This window comes from Xanthomonas arboricola pv. juglandis, from assembly GCF_001013475.1.
Taxonomy (GTDB): domain Bacteria; phylum Pseudomonadota; class Gammaproteobacteria; order Xanthomonadales; family Xanthomonadaceae; genus Xanthomonas; species Xanthomonas arboricola.
In genome coordinates, this window is record NZ_JZEF01000001.1 from 247,711 (window position 1) to 262,782 (window position 15,072).

Annotated in this window: 14 protein-coding genes; 6 read left to right on the forward strand and 8 right to left on the reverse strand. The window is 67.6% G+C overall.

Annotation, left to right across the window (positions count from 1 at the left end; translation table 11 throughout):
* The first annotated feature begins 146 nt into the window (after nt 1–146).
* From XARJCFBP2528_RS00955 to XARJCFBP2528_RS00980, 6 genes are all read left to right on the forward strand, one after another.
* Nucleotides 147–1,724, forward strand: coding sequence for a cryptochrome/photolyase family protein (locus XARJCFBP2528_RS00955; protein WP_016903733.1), 1,578 nt, complete (start codon nt 147–149; stop codon nt 1,722–1,724).
* A 140-nt stretch (nt 1,725–1,864) separates the two neighbouring features.
* Entirely contained in the window at nt 1,865–2,869 is a 1,005-nt protein-coding gene (gene nagZ / locus XARJCFBP2528_RS00960; RefSeq protein WP_016903732.1) for a beta-N-acetylhexosaminidase, read from the forward strand.
* Complete coding sequence (locus XARJCFBP2528_RS00965; RefSeq protein ID WP_016903731.1) at nt 2,869–3,423, forward strand: hypoxanthine-guanine phosphoribosyltransferase; 555 nt, start codon at nt 2,869–2,871, stop codon at nt 3,421–3,423. The genes nagZ and XARJCFBP2528_RS00965 overlap by 1 nt, the downstream gene beginning before the upstream one ends.
* An 85-nt stretch (nt 3,424–3,508) precedes the next feature.
* Nucleotides 3,509–4,261: an S-methyl-5'-thioinosine phosphorylase gene (locus tag XARJCFBP2528_RS00970; protein WP_026064628.1), complete on the forward strand. Its 753-nt coding sequence runs from the start codon at nt 3,509–3,511 to the stop codon at nt 4,259–4,261.
* 87 nt (nt 4,262–4,348) lie between these two features.
* Nucleotides 4,349–4,555 carry a transcription antiterminator/RNA stability regulator CspE gene (cspE, locus tag XARJCFBP2528_RS00975; protein ID WP_003488188.1) on the forward strand — a complete coding sequence of 69 codons (207 nt, stop codon included), beginning with the start codon at nt 4,349–4,351 and terminating at the stop codon, nt 4,553–4,555.
* A 94-nt stretch (nt 4,556–4,649) separates the two neighbouring features.
* Complete coding sequence (locus XARJCFBP2528_RS00980; RefSeq protein WP_016903729.1) at nt 4,650–5,915, forward strand: FAD-dependent oxidoreductase; 1,266 nt, start codon at nt 4,650–4,652, stop codon at nt 5,913–5,915.
* Between the two features lie 32 nt (nt 5,916–5,947).
* On the opposite strand, the gene pdeM is transcribed toward XARJCFBP2528_RS00980, so the two are convergent.
* The 8 genes from pdeM to XARJCFBP2528_RS01020 all read right to left on the reverse strand — a co-directional run bounded on the left by pdeM (nt 5,948) and on the right by XARJCFBP2528_RS01020 (nt 14,967).
* Entirely contained in the window at nt 5,948–6,592 is a 645-nt protein-coding gene (gene pdeM, locus XARJCFBP2528_RS00985) for a ligase-associated DNA damage response endonuclease PdeM (protein WP_016903728.1), read from the reverse strand.
* On the reverse strand, nt 6,582–9,074 hold the full coding sequence (locus XARJCFBP2528_RS00990) for a ligase-associated DNA damage response DEXH box helicase (RefSeq protein WP_016903727.1): 2,493 nt from the start codon (nt 9,072–9,074) through the stop codon (nt 6,582–6,584). The genes pdeM and XARJCFBP2528_RS00990 overlap by 11 nt, the downstream gene beginning before the upstream one ends.
* Nucleotides 9,071–10,675 carry an ATP-dependent DNA ligase gene (locus tag XARJCFBP2528_RS00995; RefSeq protein ID WP_016903726.1) on the reverse strand — a complete coding sequence of 535 codons (1,605 nt, stop codon included), beginning with the start codon at nt 10,673–10,675 and terminating at the stop codon, nt 9,071–9,073. The genes XARJCFBP2528_RS00990 and XARJCFBP2528_RS00995 overlap by 4 nt, the downstream gene beginning before the upstream one ends.
* Nucleotides 10,672–10,905, reverse strand: a complete 234-nt coding sequence (locus XARJCFBP2528_RS01000; RefSeq protein ID WP_016903725.1) for a hypothetical protein — start codon at nt 10,903–10,905, stop codon at nt 10,672–10,674. Before XARJCFBP2528_RS01000 ends, XARJCFBP2528_RS00995 begins: the two co-directional genes overlap by 4 nt.
* A complete protein-coding gene (locus XARJCFBP2528_RS01005) occupies nt 10,902–11,912 on the reverse strand; it encodes a ligase-associated DNA damage response exonuclease (protein WP_016903724.1) in 1,011 nt (336 codons plus the stop codon). The genes XARJCFBP2528_RS01000 and XARJCFBP2528_RS01005 overlap by 4 nt, the downstream gene beginning before the upstream one ends.
* 329 nt (nt 11,913–12,241) lie before the next feature.
* Nucleotides 12,242–12,607, reverse strand: a complete 366-nt coding sequence (locus XARJCFBP2528_RS01010) for a hypothetical protein (protein WP_016903723.1) — start codon at nt 12,605–12,607, stop codon at nt 12,242–12,244.
* Entirely contained in the window at nt 12,604–13,161 is a 558-nt protein-coding gene (locus XARJCFBP2528_RS01015; RefSeq protein ID WP_016903722.1) for a bactofilin family protein, read from the reverse strand. Before XARJCFBP2528_RS01015 ends, XARJCFBP2528_RS01010 begins: the two co-directional genes overlap by 4 nt.
* A 96-nt stretch (nt 13,162–13,257) precedes the next feature.
* Nucleotides 13,258–14,967, reverse strand: a complete 1,710-nt coding sequence (locus XARJCFBP2528_RS01020; protein WP_039809910.1) for a diguanylate cyclase — start codon at nt 14,965–14,967, stop codon at nt 13,258–13,260.
* Between the last annotated feature and the right edge of the window lie 105 nt (nt 14,968–15,072).

Sequence of the window (15,072 nt, forward strand, 5' to 3'; positions counted from 1 at the left end):
GAGGCAGCAGGCCTACGCACACCAGGCCGTTCGCCAACGCAGATTGGTCGCGCAGGCATGACGGAGCACGTGCCGTCGTGCAGTGCGCATGCCCTTGCGAGCTCAATCGTTGCCAGGCGTTGCTGGCATGCAGGAGTCCGGCATAGATGAGCGATCCCAACGCGACCGCAGCCGGGCGTAATCCGCAGGTAGCCGCGCACACGCTGCGCCTGATCCTGGGCGATCAACTCAATCCACAACACAGCTGGTTCGATGCAACCGAGGCGGGCGTGGTCTACGTGCTGATGGAAGTGCGCGAGGAAACCGACTACGTGCTGCACCGCGCGCAGAAGATCCTGGCGATCTTCGCGGCGATGCGCGCGTTCGCCGCGCGCTTGCGGCAGGCCGGTCATCGGGTGCGTTACGTGGCCATCGACAGCCCCAGCAATCGGCAATCGATTCCCGCCAATCTGGACGCGCTGATGGCGCATTACCGCGCCGGCCAGCTGGAGTACCAGGCGCCGGACGAATGGCGGCTGGACCAAGCATTGCAGCACTGGCGCGCACGCCAGCCGTTCGCCACGCGCGTGGTCGACAGCGAGCATTTCCTGAGCGAACGCGATGAGGTGGCGGGGTGTTTCCGCGCGGGCGGCGCATGGCGCATGGAAGCGTTCTATCGGCGCATGCGTCGGCGCCACCGGATCCTGCTCGATGCCGCAGGCGAGCCGGAAGGCGGGCGCTGGAATTTCGATCACGACAACCGTGCGCCATGGCCGGGCGATCCGCCCGCGCCGCAGGAGTGGCGCGCAGCGCACGATCACCACGCGCTGTGGAGCGTCATCGAGGCAGCCGGGGTACGCAGCTTCGGCGCGCCCAATGCCGACGCGCTGCCGTGGCCGCTGGACCGCGACGAAGCCTTGCAGCACCTGGATGCCTTCGTCACGCATGCGCTACCGCACTTCGGTCGCTACGAAGATGCGATGAGCACGCGCAGCCCGCGGCTGTTCCATTCGCTGTTGTCGTTTGCGCTCAACGTCAAGCTGCTGCATCCGCGCGAGGTGATTGCGCGTGCGGAAGCGGCATGGCATGACGGGCATGCGCCGCTGGCATCGGTGGAGGGCTTCATCCGCCAGATCCTGGGCTGGCGCGAATACGTGCGCGGCGTGTATTGGTCGCAGATGCCCGGTTATGCGCAATCCAATCGCCTCGCTCAGCATGCGCCGCTACCGCACTGGTTCTGGGACGGGCAGATCGGCATGCGCTGCCTGGCCGATGCGATCGGCAATTCGCTGTCCAACGCGCATGCGCACCATATCCAGCGGCTGATGGTGATCGGCAATTTCGCGCTGCTGGCAGGACTGGATCCGCAGGCGCTGCATCGCTGGTACCTGGGCGTCTATATCGATGCGTTTGAGTGGGTGGAGCTGCCCAATACGGTCGGCATGAGCCAGTTCGCCGACGGCGGCCTGCTGGGCAGCAAGCCGTACATCAGCGGCGCGGCCTATATCGACCGCATGAGCGATTACTGCGGTGGCTGCCGGTACCAGCGCAAGGCGCGGGTCGGCGCGCAGGCCTGCCCGTACAACGCGCTGTACTGGGATTTCCTGGCGCGGCAGCGCACGCTGCTGGGCGCCAACGAGCGCCTGGCGTTGCCGTACCGACAGCTCGACGGCATGGCACCGGAGGCGCTGGGGCAGGTGCAGGCGCAGGCCGTGCATTGGCGGGCGAATCTGGAGCGGCTCTGAGGGGCAGCCGGAAGGCGGCGGCCGGGCCGAGACGGCCGGAAACACGGACTTGCCTGAATGCGCGATCTGACGCTGCAACGCGCATCTGCGACAATGCCGCGCTGCGCCAACGTGGCGCCTGGCCCGGGAGTCCCCCCAACATGCTTCTGATCGGCGTCGCCGGTACCGAACTCAGCGCACAGGAGCGCGACTGGCTGCAGCACGACGCGGTCGCCGGCGTGGTGCTGTTCACGCGCAACTTCGCCTCGCGCACGCAGGTGGCCGCGCTGTCTGCGTCCATCCGCGCGGCCGCACCGCGCCCGGTGCTGATCTGCGTGGACCAGGAAGGCGGGCGCGTACAGCGGTTCCGCGACGGTTACAGCGCCCTGGCGCCGCTGCAGAGCTTCGGCGCGCAGTATGCGCAGGATCCCGAGGCCGCGCTCTCCGCGGCGCGCGCGCATGCGCAGCTGATGGCCAGCGAAGTGCGTGCCAGCGGTGTGGACCTGAGCTTCGCGCCGGTGGTGGATCTGGGCCGTGGCAACCGCGCCATCGGCGATCGTGCCTTCAGCGACGATCCGCAGATCGTGGCCAGCTTCACCCGCGCCTATGTGCAGGCGCTGCACGGCGCTGGCATGGCCGCCACGCTCAAGCATTTCCCCGGCCACGGCACCGTGCTGGAAGATACCCACGTCGACCATGCCAGCGACCCGCGGCCGCTTGATGTCCTGCTGGCCGAAGATCTGCTGCCGTTCGTGGCCGGTATCGCAGCCGGTGCCGACGCGGTGATGATGGCGCACGTGGTCTACCCGCAGGTCGCCCCGGAACCGGCCGGCTATTCGCAGCGCTGGATCGAGCAGATCCTGCGCGGGCAACTGGGCTTTCGCGGCGTGGTGTTCTCCGACGACATCGGCATGGCCGCCTCGTTCAGCGCTGGCGGCGTGGCGGGCCGGGTGCATGCGCATCTGGACGCCGGCTGCGACGTGGTACTGGTCTGCCACCCGGAGCTGGTCGATGAATCCCTGCAGGCCGTACAAGGCCGCAGCCTCAATACCGCAGCATTGATCGGCCTGATCGGCCGCGGCGCGCTGGGCTGGGATGGCCTGCTCGCCGGCTCCGACGCCGCATTCACCACTCCCCTTTCCGCCTCTTTCGGAACAACTGCCTGATGTCCACGCTCACCATTTCCCAGGCCCTGGCCCAAGCCGACCTGCTGGTCGACCGCCCCGCCATCGATGCGGCCGTTGCCAGCATCGCCGACGCGATCGCGCGCGACTATGCCGGCGAAGTGCCGGTGTATCTCACCATCATGCACGGCGCGCTGCCGTTCTCCGGCCAGCTGGCGCTGGAGCTGGGTGCACGCGGCCAGGACCTGCAGTTCGATTACCTGCACGCCACCCGGTATCGCGGCGAAACCACCGGCGGCGAGCTGGTGTGGAAGCACCGTCCGGCCACTGCGCTGTTCGGCCGCCGGGTGATCCTGGTCGACGACATCCTCGACGAGGGCTACACGCTGCAGGGCGTGCGCCAGTGGTGCCTGGAGCAGGGCGCCACCGACGTGCGCGTGGCGGTGCTGACCGTCAAGCGTCACGACCGTTGCGTGCCCGGCGTTGCCGCCGATTATGTCGGCGTGGAAGTGGCCGACCGTTACGTGTTCGGTTTCGGCATGGACGTCAACGAGCAGCTGCGCGGCATTCCCGCCATCTACGCGATGAAGCAGTAACTGCCGCAGTTTGCCCGCGTTGCTGCGGGCAGCCCGGCGCGCAGGCCTGCGCGCACCGTCATGTCTTTTGTAGCAGAGGTTGCTTGTGTCCCCCACTTCCATCGCATTGGCCGTCATCGGCGGCACTGGCGTCTACAAGCTCGCCCAGCTGGATCAGGTGCAGACGTACGCTATCGAAACGCCGTATGGCGCGCCTTCCGGCCCGATCCGCGTGGGCATGTTGCTGGGCCACCGCGTGGCATTCCTGGCGCGCCATGGCGAAGGCCATTCGCTGCCGCCGCACAAGGTGAATTACCGCGCAAACATCGCTGCGCTGCAGCAAATCGGCGCTGCGCGCGTGCTGGCGCTCAACACCGTCGGCGGCATCACCGAGCAGTTCGGTCCGCGTGTGCTGGCGTGCCCGGATCAGCTGATCGACTACACCTGGGGCCGCGTGTCCACCTTCTGCGAAGAGCCGGGCAGCGAGGTGCAGCACGTGGATTTCGGCCATCCGTATTCGCCGATGTTTCGCAGCAAGGTCATCGCCGCCGCCAAGGTGACCGGCGTCACGATGGTTGCCGGCGGATGCTACGGCGCCACCCAGGGGCCGCGACTGGAAACGATTGCAGAGATCGCCCGCATGCGTCGCGACGGCTGCGATCTGGTCGGCATGACCGGCATGCCGGAAGCCGGTCTTGCACGCGAAAAAGGCCTGGAATACGCGTGTTTGGCGATCGTGGCCAACTGGGCGGCCGGCTGCGGCGACGCGCAGGAAATCACCATGGCGGAGGTGTTGGCCAACGTCGATGCCGCCTCGTCCGGATTGCCGGAGCTGATCGGCGAACTTGCACGCGGGTGATTGTCATCGGGGCATAAGCTTTGCATACTCGGCGCGTACGCATCGCCGTACACCACCCATTAATTATTGCAAAGGTCTCGCATCACCATGCCGAACGGTACCGTCAAGTGGTTCAACGACGCCAAGGGATTTGGCTTCATCTCACCGGAGGACGGCAGCGCCGATGTCTTCGCGCACTTCTCCGCGATCAACTCCAAGGGCTTCCGCAGCCTGCAGGAAGGCCAGCGCGTCAGTTATGACGTGACCCAGGGCCCAAAGGGTGCCCAGGCTTCGAACATCACGCCGGTCGAGTGATGTGACTCGATTGTGCGGTTGAAGAACCCCGCCACGGCGGGGTTTTTTTGCATCGGTCCATGCGGGGTCGGTGCCGTCCTAAAGAGCGAAGGACATGCAGCGAGCATTGCGCATTGCGGTAGTGGGCTATGGCACGGCGGGGCAGGCACTGGCCGTGCTGCTGGGCGCCGACGGGCATCGACTGGACGTGTTCGAACGCGCTGCCGCGCCCGGGCCAGTGGGCGCAGGGTTCCTGCTGCAGCCCAGCGGCTTGCAGGTGCTGTGGAAGATGGGATTGCTGCCGCAGGCGCTTGCGCATGGCGCGCCGGTGCGCCGGCTGTATGGCGAAACGCCGTGCGGACGCGCGGTGATGGACATGCAGTATCGCGACCTGGATGCGCGGCTGATGGGCCTGGGGATGCAGCGCGGCGCCTTGTTCACGCTGTTGCGCGAGGCCTGGCCGGAGCACGCGCAACTGCATGTGGATACGCAGATCACCGCCATCGATCACGACGGCGTGCGCGTGCAGGACCAACGCGGGCAATGGCATGGCCGCTACGATCTGATCATCGCCGCCGATGGTTCCGCATCGACCTTGCGCGCGCAGGCCCAGGGCACGCGGCTGGATCGGGTGTATCCGTGGGGGGCATTGTGGTGTCTGCTGCCGCGCGAGGACTGGCCGTTTGTCGACGAGTTGCGCCAGCGCTACATCGGCGCGCGCAAGATGATCGGCCTGCTGCCGGTGGGCACGCGCTCGGGCGACGACACTCCGCGGCTGAGTTTTTTCTGGAGCCTGCCGTGCAGCGATTTTTCCGCGTGGGAACAGCGCGGCATTGCCGCATGGCGCGAGGAGATCGCGCAGATGTGGCCGCAGGCGCATGCGCGTCTGGACAGCGTGCAAGTGCAGGGCGCACTGGCGCGTGCCAGTTATCGCGACGCAGTGGTCACGCGCTGGCATCGCGGCCGTTTCGTGCTGGCCGGCGATGCTGCGCATGCGATGAGTCCGCAGCTGGGGCAGGGCGTCAACATGGCGCTGCTGGACGCGTTGGCGCTGCGCGATGCCTTGCGGGCCGGTGCCGATCTGGATGCGGCCTTGCAGCGCTACCAGCGCGAGCGCCAGGCGCATGTGGCGATCTACCACCGCTGGAGCCGTTGGCTGACGCCGTTGTTCCAGTCCGAACGCGATCTGTGGGCGCACGGGCGCGACCTGCTGCTGCACCCGATGGGGCGCGTGCCCGGCGGGCGCGGACACATGTTGCGCGTGCTCAGCGGCACCCAGCACGGCTGGTTCGGCAAACTGGCATTGGCGCCGGAGTTTGTGGAAGCGTTGTCGCAACCGGTGCCGCGTGTGGCCGTCGACAAGACCGAAGCGGCCGCATAGAGGCCGTCGCGGCCCACGCACGGCCGCGCCCGCTAACGCACCGGCAATGCCAGCGCATCGTCTTCCACGCAGGCGACCAGGCGTTCGCCTTCGACCAGCGTCGGCACGACGCCCGCAGTGAAATGCGAGAACGCCGGCAGGATGGTGACGCGCTCGCGCAACCAGAACGCCGGCCAGCGACGCGACATGCCCGGCAGCGCGGCCAGCGGATGCAGATGCCCGCACAGCACGTGCCCGGTCGGATGCGGCAGCGGATCGTGGCGCAGCACGAAGGGGCCATCTTCGACCTGTTCGCCGGCCGGCTCGATATGCAGATCGGCGCCCGCCAAGGCGCGGTCGTGATTGCCGCGGATGGCGATCACGCGCAACGCGCAATGGCGCTCGCGCCATGCGCTCCAGCGGCGATGCCAGGCCGCGCGCGGTGCCGGTCCGTGCAGCAGGTCGCCGAGTATCCATAACGCGTCCACTCTGCGCTGCTCCAGCAGCGCATCCAGCCGCTCCAGATCGTGCGCGGTGCCGCCGGCCGGCATCCCGATGCCGGCGCGACGGAACACATCGGCCTTGCCCAGATGCAGGTCGGCGATCAACAAGGCGCGCTGTGCCGGTCGATACAGTGCGCGTTCGCCGAGCAGTTCCACCGTTTCGCCGGCCAGCTGCAGCTGCACGCTATCGCCCATGTTTACGCTCCAGTTGTTCGGCAGCGCGCAACACGCGGGCCTTCCAGTCTTCGGTACTCAGCTGGCCGCGCACGCGTTCGGCCCATAACGGAAACGACAACGGGGTGAGGCTGCGCGGTTTGCACAGGCGTAGTTCTCGCCGCGCGCAATCTTCCAGTGCGTGCGCAAGCCGCGCCAGTTCGAGCTGGCCTTCGAACACTTCGCGCTCAGCCTGCGCAATCAGCAGATGATCGGGATCGAAACGCTGCAACACGTCGTACAGCAATCCGCTGGAGGCCTGCAGCTGGCGCAGGCTGCGGGGTGCACGGCCGGGCAGCGATGGCGACAGCAGCCCGGCAACGCGCGCGATCTCGCGGAACTGGCGGCGCGCCAGCTCGCCCAGGTTGAGGCTGTAGCGCAGATCGGCGAACAGGCCCTCCGGCGACAGCAGCGCCTGCAGGACGCCCGCGTCGAGTTCCACGTCCTGCGCCGGCGACAGCACAAAGCCGTAATCGTTGGCGGCAAAACTGAAGGTATTGCGCTGACGCCGGCCCCAGCGCGCCGCCAGCAACGCGGCCAGCCCTTCGTTGACCTGGCGGCCGGCGAACGGATACACGAACACGTGCCGGCCATCGCGCGCCTTGATGCTTTCCACCACTAAATGGTCAGGGCCGGGCAACGCGGACAGGGACGATTGCAGGCGCAGCAATGGTGCCAGCGCCTGCATTTCCGGTGCATCGCCGGGATCGGCAAACACCGCTTCGACCTCACGCCCCAGGGCCGACGACAACGGAATTCGCCCGCCCATCCACTTGGGCACTACGCCGCTACCGCCCTTGGCCACGCGCACATAGGCGGTCATGTCTTCCAGCCGCACCAGCTCCAGCAAACGGCCGGCAAATTGAAACCGATCGCCACGGCGCAAACGGCCGACGAACTGTTCTTCCACCGCGCCCAGACGCCCGCCGCGCAGGAACTGCACGCGCACGCTGCCGTCGCTGGTGATCGTGCCGATGGACAGGCGATGCCGCAGCGCGACGCGCCGATCGACGACGCGATACACGCCCTCTTCGTCGCGCACGACCTTATGGAAATCGGGGTAATGCGCCAGCGCGCTGCCGCCTTGCACGATGAAGTCCAGCACCGCCTGCCAGGTGGCGTGATCCAGCGCCGCAAACGCATCGGTACCGCGCACCTGCTCGAACAACGCATCGGCCTGAAAGCCGCCACCCAATGCCAGGGTGACGCAGTGTTGCGCCAACACATCCAGCGACAAGCGCGGCGGTGGTCGCGCCTCGATCTGACCATGCACGATGGCGCGCCGCGCCGCGGCGTATTCCACCAGTTCCAGCGCATGCGAGGGGACGCACACCACATGTCCGGACTCGCCCGGACGGTGGCGCGCGCGGCCGGCACGTTGCAGCAGGCGCGCAATGCCCTTGGGGCTGCCGACCTGCAGCACCTGATCGACGGCGGGGAAATCCACGCCCAGGTCCAGGCTGGAGGTGGCGACCACGCAACGCAGGCTGCCGTCGCGCAAGCCATGTTCGGCCGCCGCACGCAAGGACGGGTCCAGCGAGCCGTGATGCAACGCGAGCGTGGCCAGATCGTCCGGCCACACCGCACTCAAGGCCTGGTGCCATAACTCGGCCTGTGCGCGCGTATTGGTGAACACCAGGCTGGTGCGCTGCTGCATGATCTTCTGCAGTACGCGCGCCAGCTGCGCCAGACCCAGATGCCCGGCCCACGGAAAGCGCTCGCCGCTGTCGGGCAGCAGCGTCTCCAGGGTCATCGCGCGGGGTTTGACGCCCGACACCAGCGCTGCATCCGGGCGATGCGGCAACAGCACGTCGCGCGCCTGGGCCAGATTGCCCAGCGTTGCCGACAGGCCCCAGATGCGCAGTTCCGGCGCCCAACCGCGCAGGCGCGCCAGGCACAGCTGCAGCAGCACGCCGCGCTTGTTGCCGAGCAGCTCATGCCATTCGTCGACGATCACGCAGCGCAGCGCCGACAACTGCGGCGCGGTGTCGGGGTAGGACAACAGCAAGGCCAGCGATTCGGGCGTGGTGACCAGCACATCGAGTTTGCCGCTGCGCGCCAGCCGTTTGTCGCGCGCGCTGGCGTCGCCGGTACGCAGGCCCACCTGCCAATCCAGCCCCAAGGCCTCCACCGGCTCGCGCAGGGCGCGTGCGGTATCGGCGGCGAGTGCGCGCAGCGGCGTGATCCACAGCACCTGCAGCGTGCGTTGCTGTTGTCGCCGCGCGGCCGGCGCGGGCTTGATCGCCGGCTTGCGTCCACGGGTGGACAAGGCCTCCAGCAGCGGCCCACCGAAGGCCGCCAGCGTCTTGCCGCTGCCGGTCGGCGTGTGCAGCAAGCCGGATTCGCCAGCGAGATAGCGCTTCCACACATCGCGTTGAAACGGCAACGGCGCCCAGCCGCGCTGCGCGAACCAGGCACGCCATTGTTGCAAGGGCGTGCCGCGTGTCTGCGCCGCAGCGCTCACCGTGCCAGCGCCTGCAGGCTGCTCAGGTGATCGGCCTCGCTCATCGGCTTGTCCTGCCGCCAGCGCAGGATGCGTGGGAAACGCACCGCAATGCCGGACTTGTGCCGCGCGCTGCGGTTGACCGCTTCGAACCCCAGCTCGAAGACATGATGCGCGGTGACTGCACGCACCGGGCCGAAGCGCTCGGTGGTGTTGGCGCGGATCCAGCGATCCAGCTGCAGGATCTCCTTGTCGTCCAGCCCCGAGTAGGCCTTGGCGATCGGCACCAGTTGGCCCTCGTGCCATAGCCCGAAGGTGTAGTCGGTGTACAGCGTGCTGCGGCGGCCGTGGCCGGCTTGCGCGTACAGCAGCACCGCATCGATGGTGAGCGGGTCGATCTTCCATTTCCACCAGTCGCCGCGTCGGCGGCCGGACTGGTAGATCGAGCTGGCGCGCTTGAGCATCAGCCCTTCCACACCGCGCTCGCGTGCATCCAGGCGCACCTGCGCGGCCGCCTGCCAGTCGCCGACCTGCACCAGCGGCGAGGCGACGATACGCGGGTCGGCGAGCGTGCCCAGCACCCCTTCCAGCAACGCGCGGCGCTCCTGCAAGGGGCGCTCGCGTAAGTCTTCGCCATCCAGCTCGAGCAGATCGTAGGCGACCACCCGCGCCGGCGCCGCTGCCAATGTCTTTGGCCCGGGCTTGAGCCGCTGGATGCGCGTTTGCAGGGCAGTGAACGGCATCGGCAAGGGCTGTTCCGGTTGCCAGGCCAACAGCTCACCGTCGATGACGGTGCCATCGGGCAACTGCAACGCGGCCTGTTCGATTTCCGGGAAGCGGCCATCCAGGCGTTCTTCGCCACGCGACCACAGCGCCGCTTCGCCAGCGCGTCGGATCAGCTGCAGACGAATGCCGTCCCACTTCCATTCCAGCAACCAGTCATCGACCGCGCCCAGCGTTTCGACCTCGGATTCGAGTGGCGATGCGAGAAAGAACGGGTAGGGCTGTTGACGATCGCCGGGCAGTTCTTCGGCAGTCAGCAGGTTGGCCAGGTAGGTCGGATGCGGCCGCCAGCTGCCCAGCATGCGCTGTGCAATCCGTGCGATCTCGATCCCGGACATCTCCGCCAGCGCCTGCTGCACCAGGCGCTGCGACACGCCCACGCGCAAGGCGCCGGTCAGCAGCTTGTTGAACACCAGGCGCTCGTCGAAGGCCAGGCTGCGCCACGCCTGCACGATGCAGGCTTTGCGCACCTCGATGTCCTGGTTGGCGATCGGCAGCAACCGTTGTTCGATCCAGTCGGCCAACGGCAGATCGGCTGCGTCGGTGATCGGGTCGTCCAGCAACAAGGCCAAGGTCTCGGCCAGATCGCCGACATGGTCGTAACTGTCGGCCACCAGCCAGTCGGCGATCCCGGCGGTGTCGGTGATCCATTCGCGCAATTCGCCGCTGCTGGCGATGCGCATGCGCGTGCCGGCCACCTTGCCACCGGCCAGCAGATACAGCGCCCACGCCGCATCCAGCGGCGGCGCACTGCTGAAATAAGCGACCAAGGCCGCACGCTTGTCGAGCGTGCCGGTGCTGCGGTCCAGGGTGCGGTACAACGCGGCAAATCGCTTCACGCCTGGCCTTGCAGCTTGGTGCGGTTGTCGGCAGCACGCAGCTCCAGCGCGCGCCGCGTAAATGCGCCCAGGCAGCGCGCACGCCGGTAGGGCCGTGGCGGCCCGATCACTGCCGCCGGCAGTGCGCGATGCACGCGAAATGCCAATGCGTGGCGGCCGAACGCGAGCGCGCCGGTCAAACGGATCCGTGGGCGGGCGCGCGCATAACGATGTGCAGGCAAGGGGTTCATTCCTCGGCTCCGAAATCGGTACGGAAGGCTTCGGCAGCGATGCCACGTTCCAGCAGATGCTGGATCAAGGCATCGGTGTTGCCGTGGGTGGCGATCACCCGCCGTGCGCCGGTGTCTTCGATGGTGCGCAGCAGGTCCGGCCAATCGGCATGATCGGAGACCACAAAACCGCGGTCGTAATTGCGCCGACGGCGGTTGCCGCGAATGCGCATCCAGCCCGATGCGAAGCCCTGCTGCGCATGCCGGAAGCGACGGATCCAGGCACTGCCGGCCGCCGATGGCGGCGCCAACACCAATTGCCCGGCATAGTCGGCGCCACGCGCATGTTCGCTGACCGGCTGGGTGTCCAGCATCGGGATGCCGGCCTGGCGATACACCTCCACGCCCACCGCGATCGCACCATGCAGCAACGCCGGTTGCGTGTCCCAGGCGCGCAATTCGGCCAGCACGCGTTGCGCCTTGCCCAAGGCATAGCAGTACAGAATGGCCGCCTCGCCACGCTCGGCGCATTCGTGGCGCCAGGCGACGATGTCGGCCGCGACATCGGAGGTGTCCGGCCAGCGATACACCGGCAGCCCGAAGGTCGCTTCGGTGATGAAGGTGTCGCAGGGCACCACTTCGAATGGCTTGCAGGTGGGATCGTGCTGGCGTTTGTAGTCGCCGGAGGCGACCCAGACTTCGCCATCCACTTCGATGCGCACCTGCGCCGAGCCGAGCACGTGCCCGGCCGGGTGCAACGACACCCGCGCACGTCCCAGCTCGAACGCTTCACCGTCGGCGTGCGTGTGATAGACCTGCTCGCCGAGGCGCCACTGCAGGATCGGCAAACTCTCGTGCGTGCAGTGGTATTCGCCCATGCCGCTGCGTGCGTGGTCGCCATGCCCATGGGTGATCACCGCACGCGGCACCGGCCGCCAGGGATCGATATGGAAGTCGCCCTGCGGGCAATACAGGCCTTCGGGCCCAAGCACCACCAGGTCGCCAGATTGTTCGTTGCCGTTGCGCATGCGGCAACTCTGGCCAAGCCGGTGTGCAGATCCTGAGAATGGGAATGGCACGCATCGGTGCTGTGGTGCGGCAAGCGCTTGCAGACGCCGGTTGCTCATTGCGTGAGTGCGTCATCAAGGCAAATTGAGCGAATCGATCAAACGCCTGGCGCGGTGCGAGCTGCGCCTTGAATGCAACGGGCACCTCAACGCCTCGCCCGGTTCCTTATCGGAGCAGTCAATTGAGACCAGGAAAATAAGACGCGCAAAAGCGAACACCCACGCACGCGCTAGCCGGCATCATCCGCGCCGATTCCCAATTCCCAATTCCCTATTCCCCGCCCCAACCACTAATGCCGCGACCGCCGTCCAGGCGAACGCACGGCAGTCGCCTCCACCGCCAGCGTAAAGCCGCGCTCTTCGCCGCCCTGCATCGCGCCGACGTCCACGACCTGGCGCCGAATCTCCTCGCCCTTGCCGTTACGCACCACCACCACCACGGTGTATTCCCATGGATCGCCATCGGCGGGATGGCGAATGGTGCCGTCGACCTTGAGCGGCACGATCGGTGCCGGCTGTGCGTGCTGCGCCGCCGCCGAGTCGAAGCGCAGGTGGTGCTTGCATGCAGGGCAGACGCTGGCGCTTTCCAGGATCGTCGCCTTGCAATGCGGGCAGCTGCGCGTGGCACCGGGCGTGCCCGGGCGGGGCGCACTCATGTGGCGTCGCTGTCTCCGCTGACGACCGGCTTGGCCGCAACGACCGGTTTGCCAGTGTCCTCGCCCCAGCCGAAATCTGCCTGGCCGCGCATGCGCGCACCCGAGGCCACGGTCAGGCTGCCGGCCTTGACGTCGCCGACCAGCACGCCGGAGGTCTGCAGCTCCACCTGCGCGGCCGATTCGATATTGCCCTCCAGCTCTCCGGCGATGATCACCTTGTTGGCGCGCACGCCGCCGTTGAGCTTGGCGCCGCGCTCGATGGTGAGATCGCCCTTGACGTTGACATCGCCCTTGAAGCGGCCGGCCAGACGCACGTGACCGGCGCCCTCGATCTTGCCTTCGATGCTGATGTCGGCGGCGATCAGCGATTCCTTGGCCTCGCTGTGGCGCTGCGGTGTGGCCGCGGCGGGCGCGGCGCTCGGTGGCGCGGCGGCGGGCACCGGGGGTGCCGGGCTGGCCTCGGCAGTGAACAGCCGCCCATCGGCAGCCGGGACCTCAGGGGCTGCGGGAACGCCGTCTTTCTTGTTGGGACCTTGATCGCGCCACATCGACATCGGACTACCTCGCTCGGGGGTCAAAACCGACTATCGCCGCGCTGACCGATCTTTTGTGTGACGGGTTACGCAAACCAGCACCGATGGCGCGCGTGCTCAGTCCACTGCGGGCGTGGCGGCGCCATGCCGCTCGACCCGGTTACGACCGCCGTGCTTGGCGACATACAAGGCCGCATCGGCCTTCTGGATCAGGCTGGCTCCCAGTTCGCCATCGACCGGGAAGCTGGCCACGCCGATCGAGGCCGTCACCCGCGGCAACGAGCGCGGGCCGTCGCTGACTGCCAGGGCCGCGATATGGCCGCGGATGTCCTCGGCCACGCGCAGCGCCTCGACCCCATCGGCCTCGGGAAGAATGACCGTGAACTCTTCGCCGCCGTAGCGGCAGGCGACATCTTCGGCACGCAGCCGGGTCAGCAGCAACTCGCCCAGCGCCGCCAGCAGCAGATCGCCGCCGGCGTGGCCCTGGCTGTCGTTGAATTGCTTGAAGTGGTCCACGTCCAGCATCAGCACCGACAACGGCAGGCCGCGGCGTGCGCAGCGCGCCAGTTCGTGGCTGAGCGATTCTTCCAGATAGCGGCGGTTGTACAGCCCGGTCAGCGGGTCGCGGATCGACTGCCGGCGCAGAGATTCGCGCAGGCGCAGGTTGCTCAGCGCCAGCGACAACTGTTCGGCGGCCGCCTCGGCGATTTCCAGGCGGGGCATCGGCCCCGGACCCGGCGAAGACAGGAACAGGAAGCCGAGCTGGGTGCCTTGCGCGGACATCGGCAGGCATGCGGTGGTGACGGCGCTGCCGTGCTCGGGCGCACCGATATGCGCGCACAGCGCATCCCGGCCCAGGTCGTCGACGATGTGCGGTTGACCACGGCGCAGCGCCCAGCATTCTTCGGGCAGCAGATGCGGTGCGCTGTGCACCAGCGGCTCGCCCCAGTGGCTGATCGCCTCGGCGCGATCCTGCGAGGCCCGTAGCAGATACACGCTTCCGGCAACGCCCGGCAGCAGGCTGGCCAGGGTGCGACTGCTCACCATCAGCGCCTCTTCTGCGCTGATGCAGCTTTGCAGCAGGCCGGTATAGCGGCTGAGCAGATTGAGATCGGCGGTACTGCGTTGCAGCGCAACGACGCTGTCGCCCAACTCGCGATTGGCTTGCGCTGCGCGTTTCTCGGCCTGCGAGCGATGCCGCAGTTCGCGCATCAGCAAGGCATAGACGGTGCCGACCACCGCCAGCCCGAACGGGATGCCGGCCAGTGCCAGCACCAGCAGCAAGGCCGCACTCTGCCGGCTACTTTCGGCTCGTTGCGTTAGCAGCTCCTGCTCGCGTTGCACCATGGTCAGCGCCTGCTCGCGGATCGCGCTGGTGGTGCGGAAGGCAGTCTGCCGGATGCCGGCGCGGGCCGGCTCCAGGCCCTGCTGCGAATACACGTCGAGCACGTGCTGGATCTGCTGCAGGCGCGTTTCCACCAGTCGCTGCAGGGTGTCCAGGTGCTGCACCTGGCCGGGATTGTCGGCAATCAGGCGACGCAGGTTGTCGAGCAGGATCGGCAGGCGCTCGACGCTGGTTTGATAGTCGAGCAGATAGGCATCGTTGCCGGTGAGCAGAAAGCCGCGCTGCGCCGATTCGGCATCCAGCACGCGCGCCTGGATCTCGTCGACCCGGCCGATCACTTCATGCGTATGCGAGACGAGCGCTGCATCGGCCAACGAGCGACGGGCACCGACAAAGATGCCGACACCAATGGCGATGAAGATCAGGGCAGAGAACGCCAGCGCCAGCTGGTTGCGGCGGCGCGCAGTAAAAGAGGAGGGCATGGACGAATGCTAGCCTGCCAGCCTCGACAACACGAGGTCGCCGTTGGCGGGAAACAAGCGCGCCGGCCCAATCCGGCCGGCGCGTCTGCAAACTGTTGATACGGT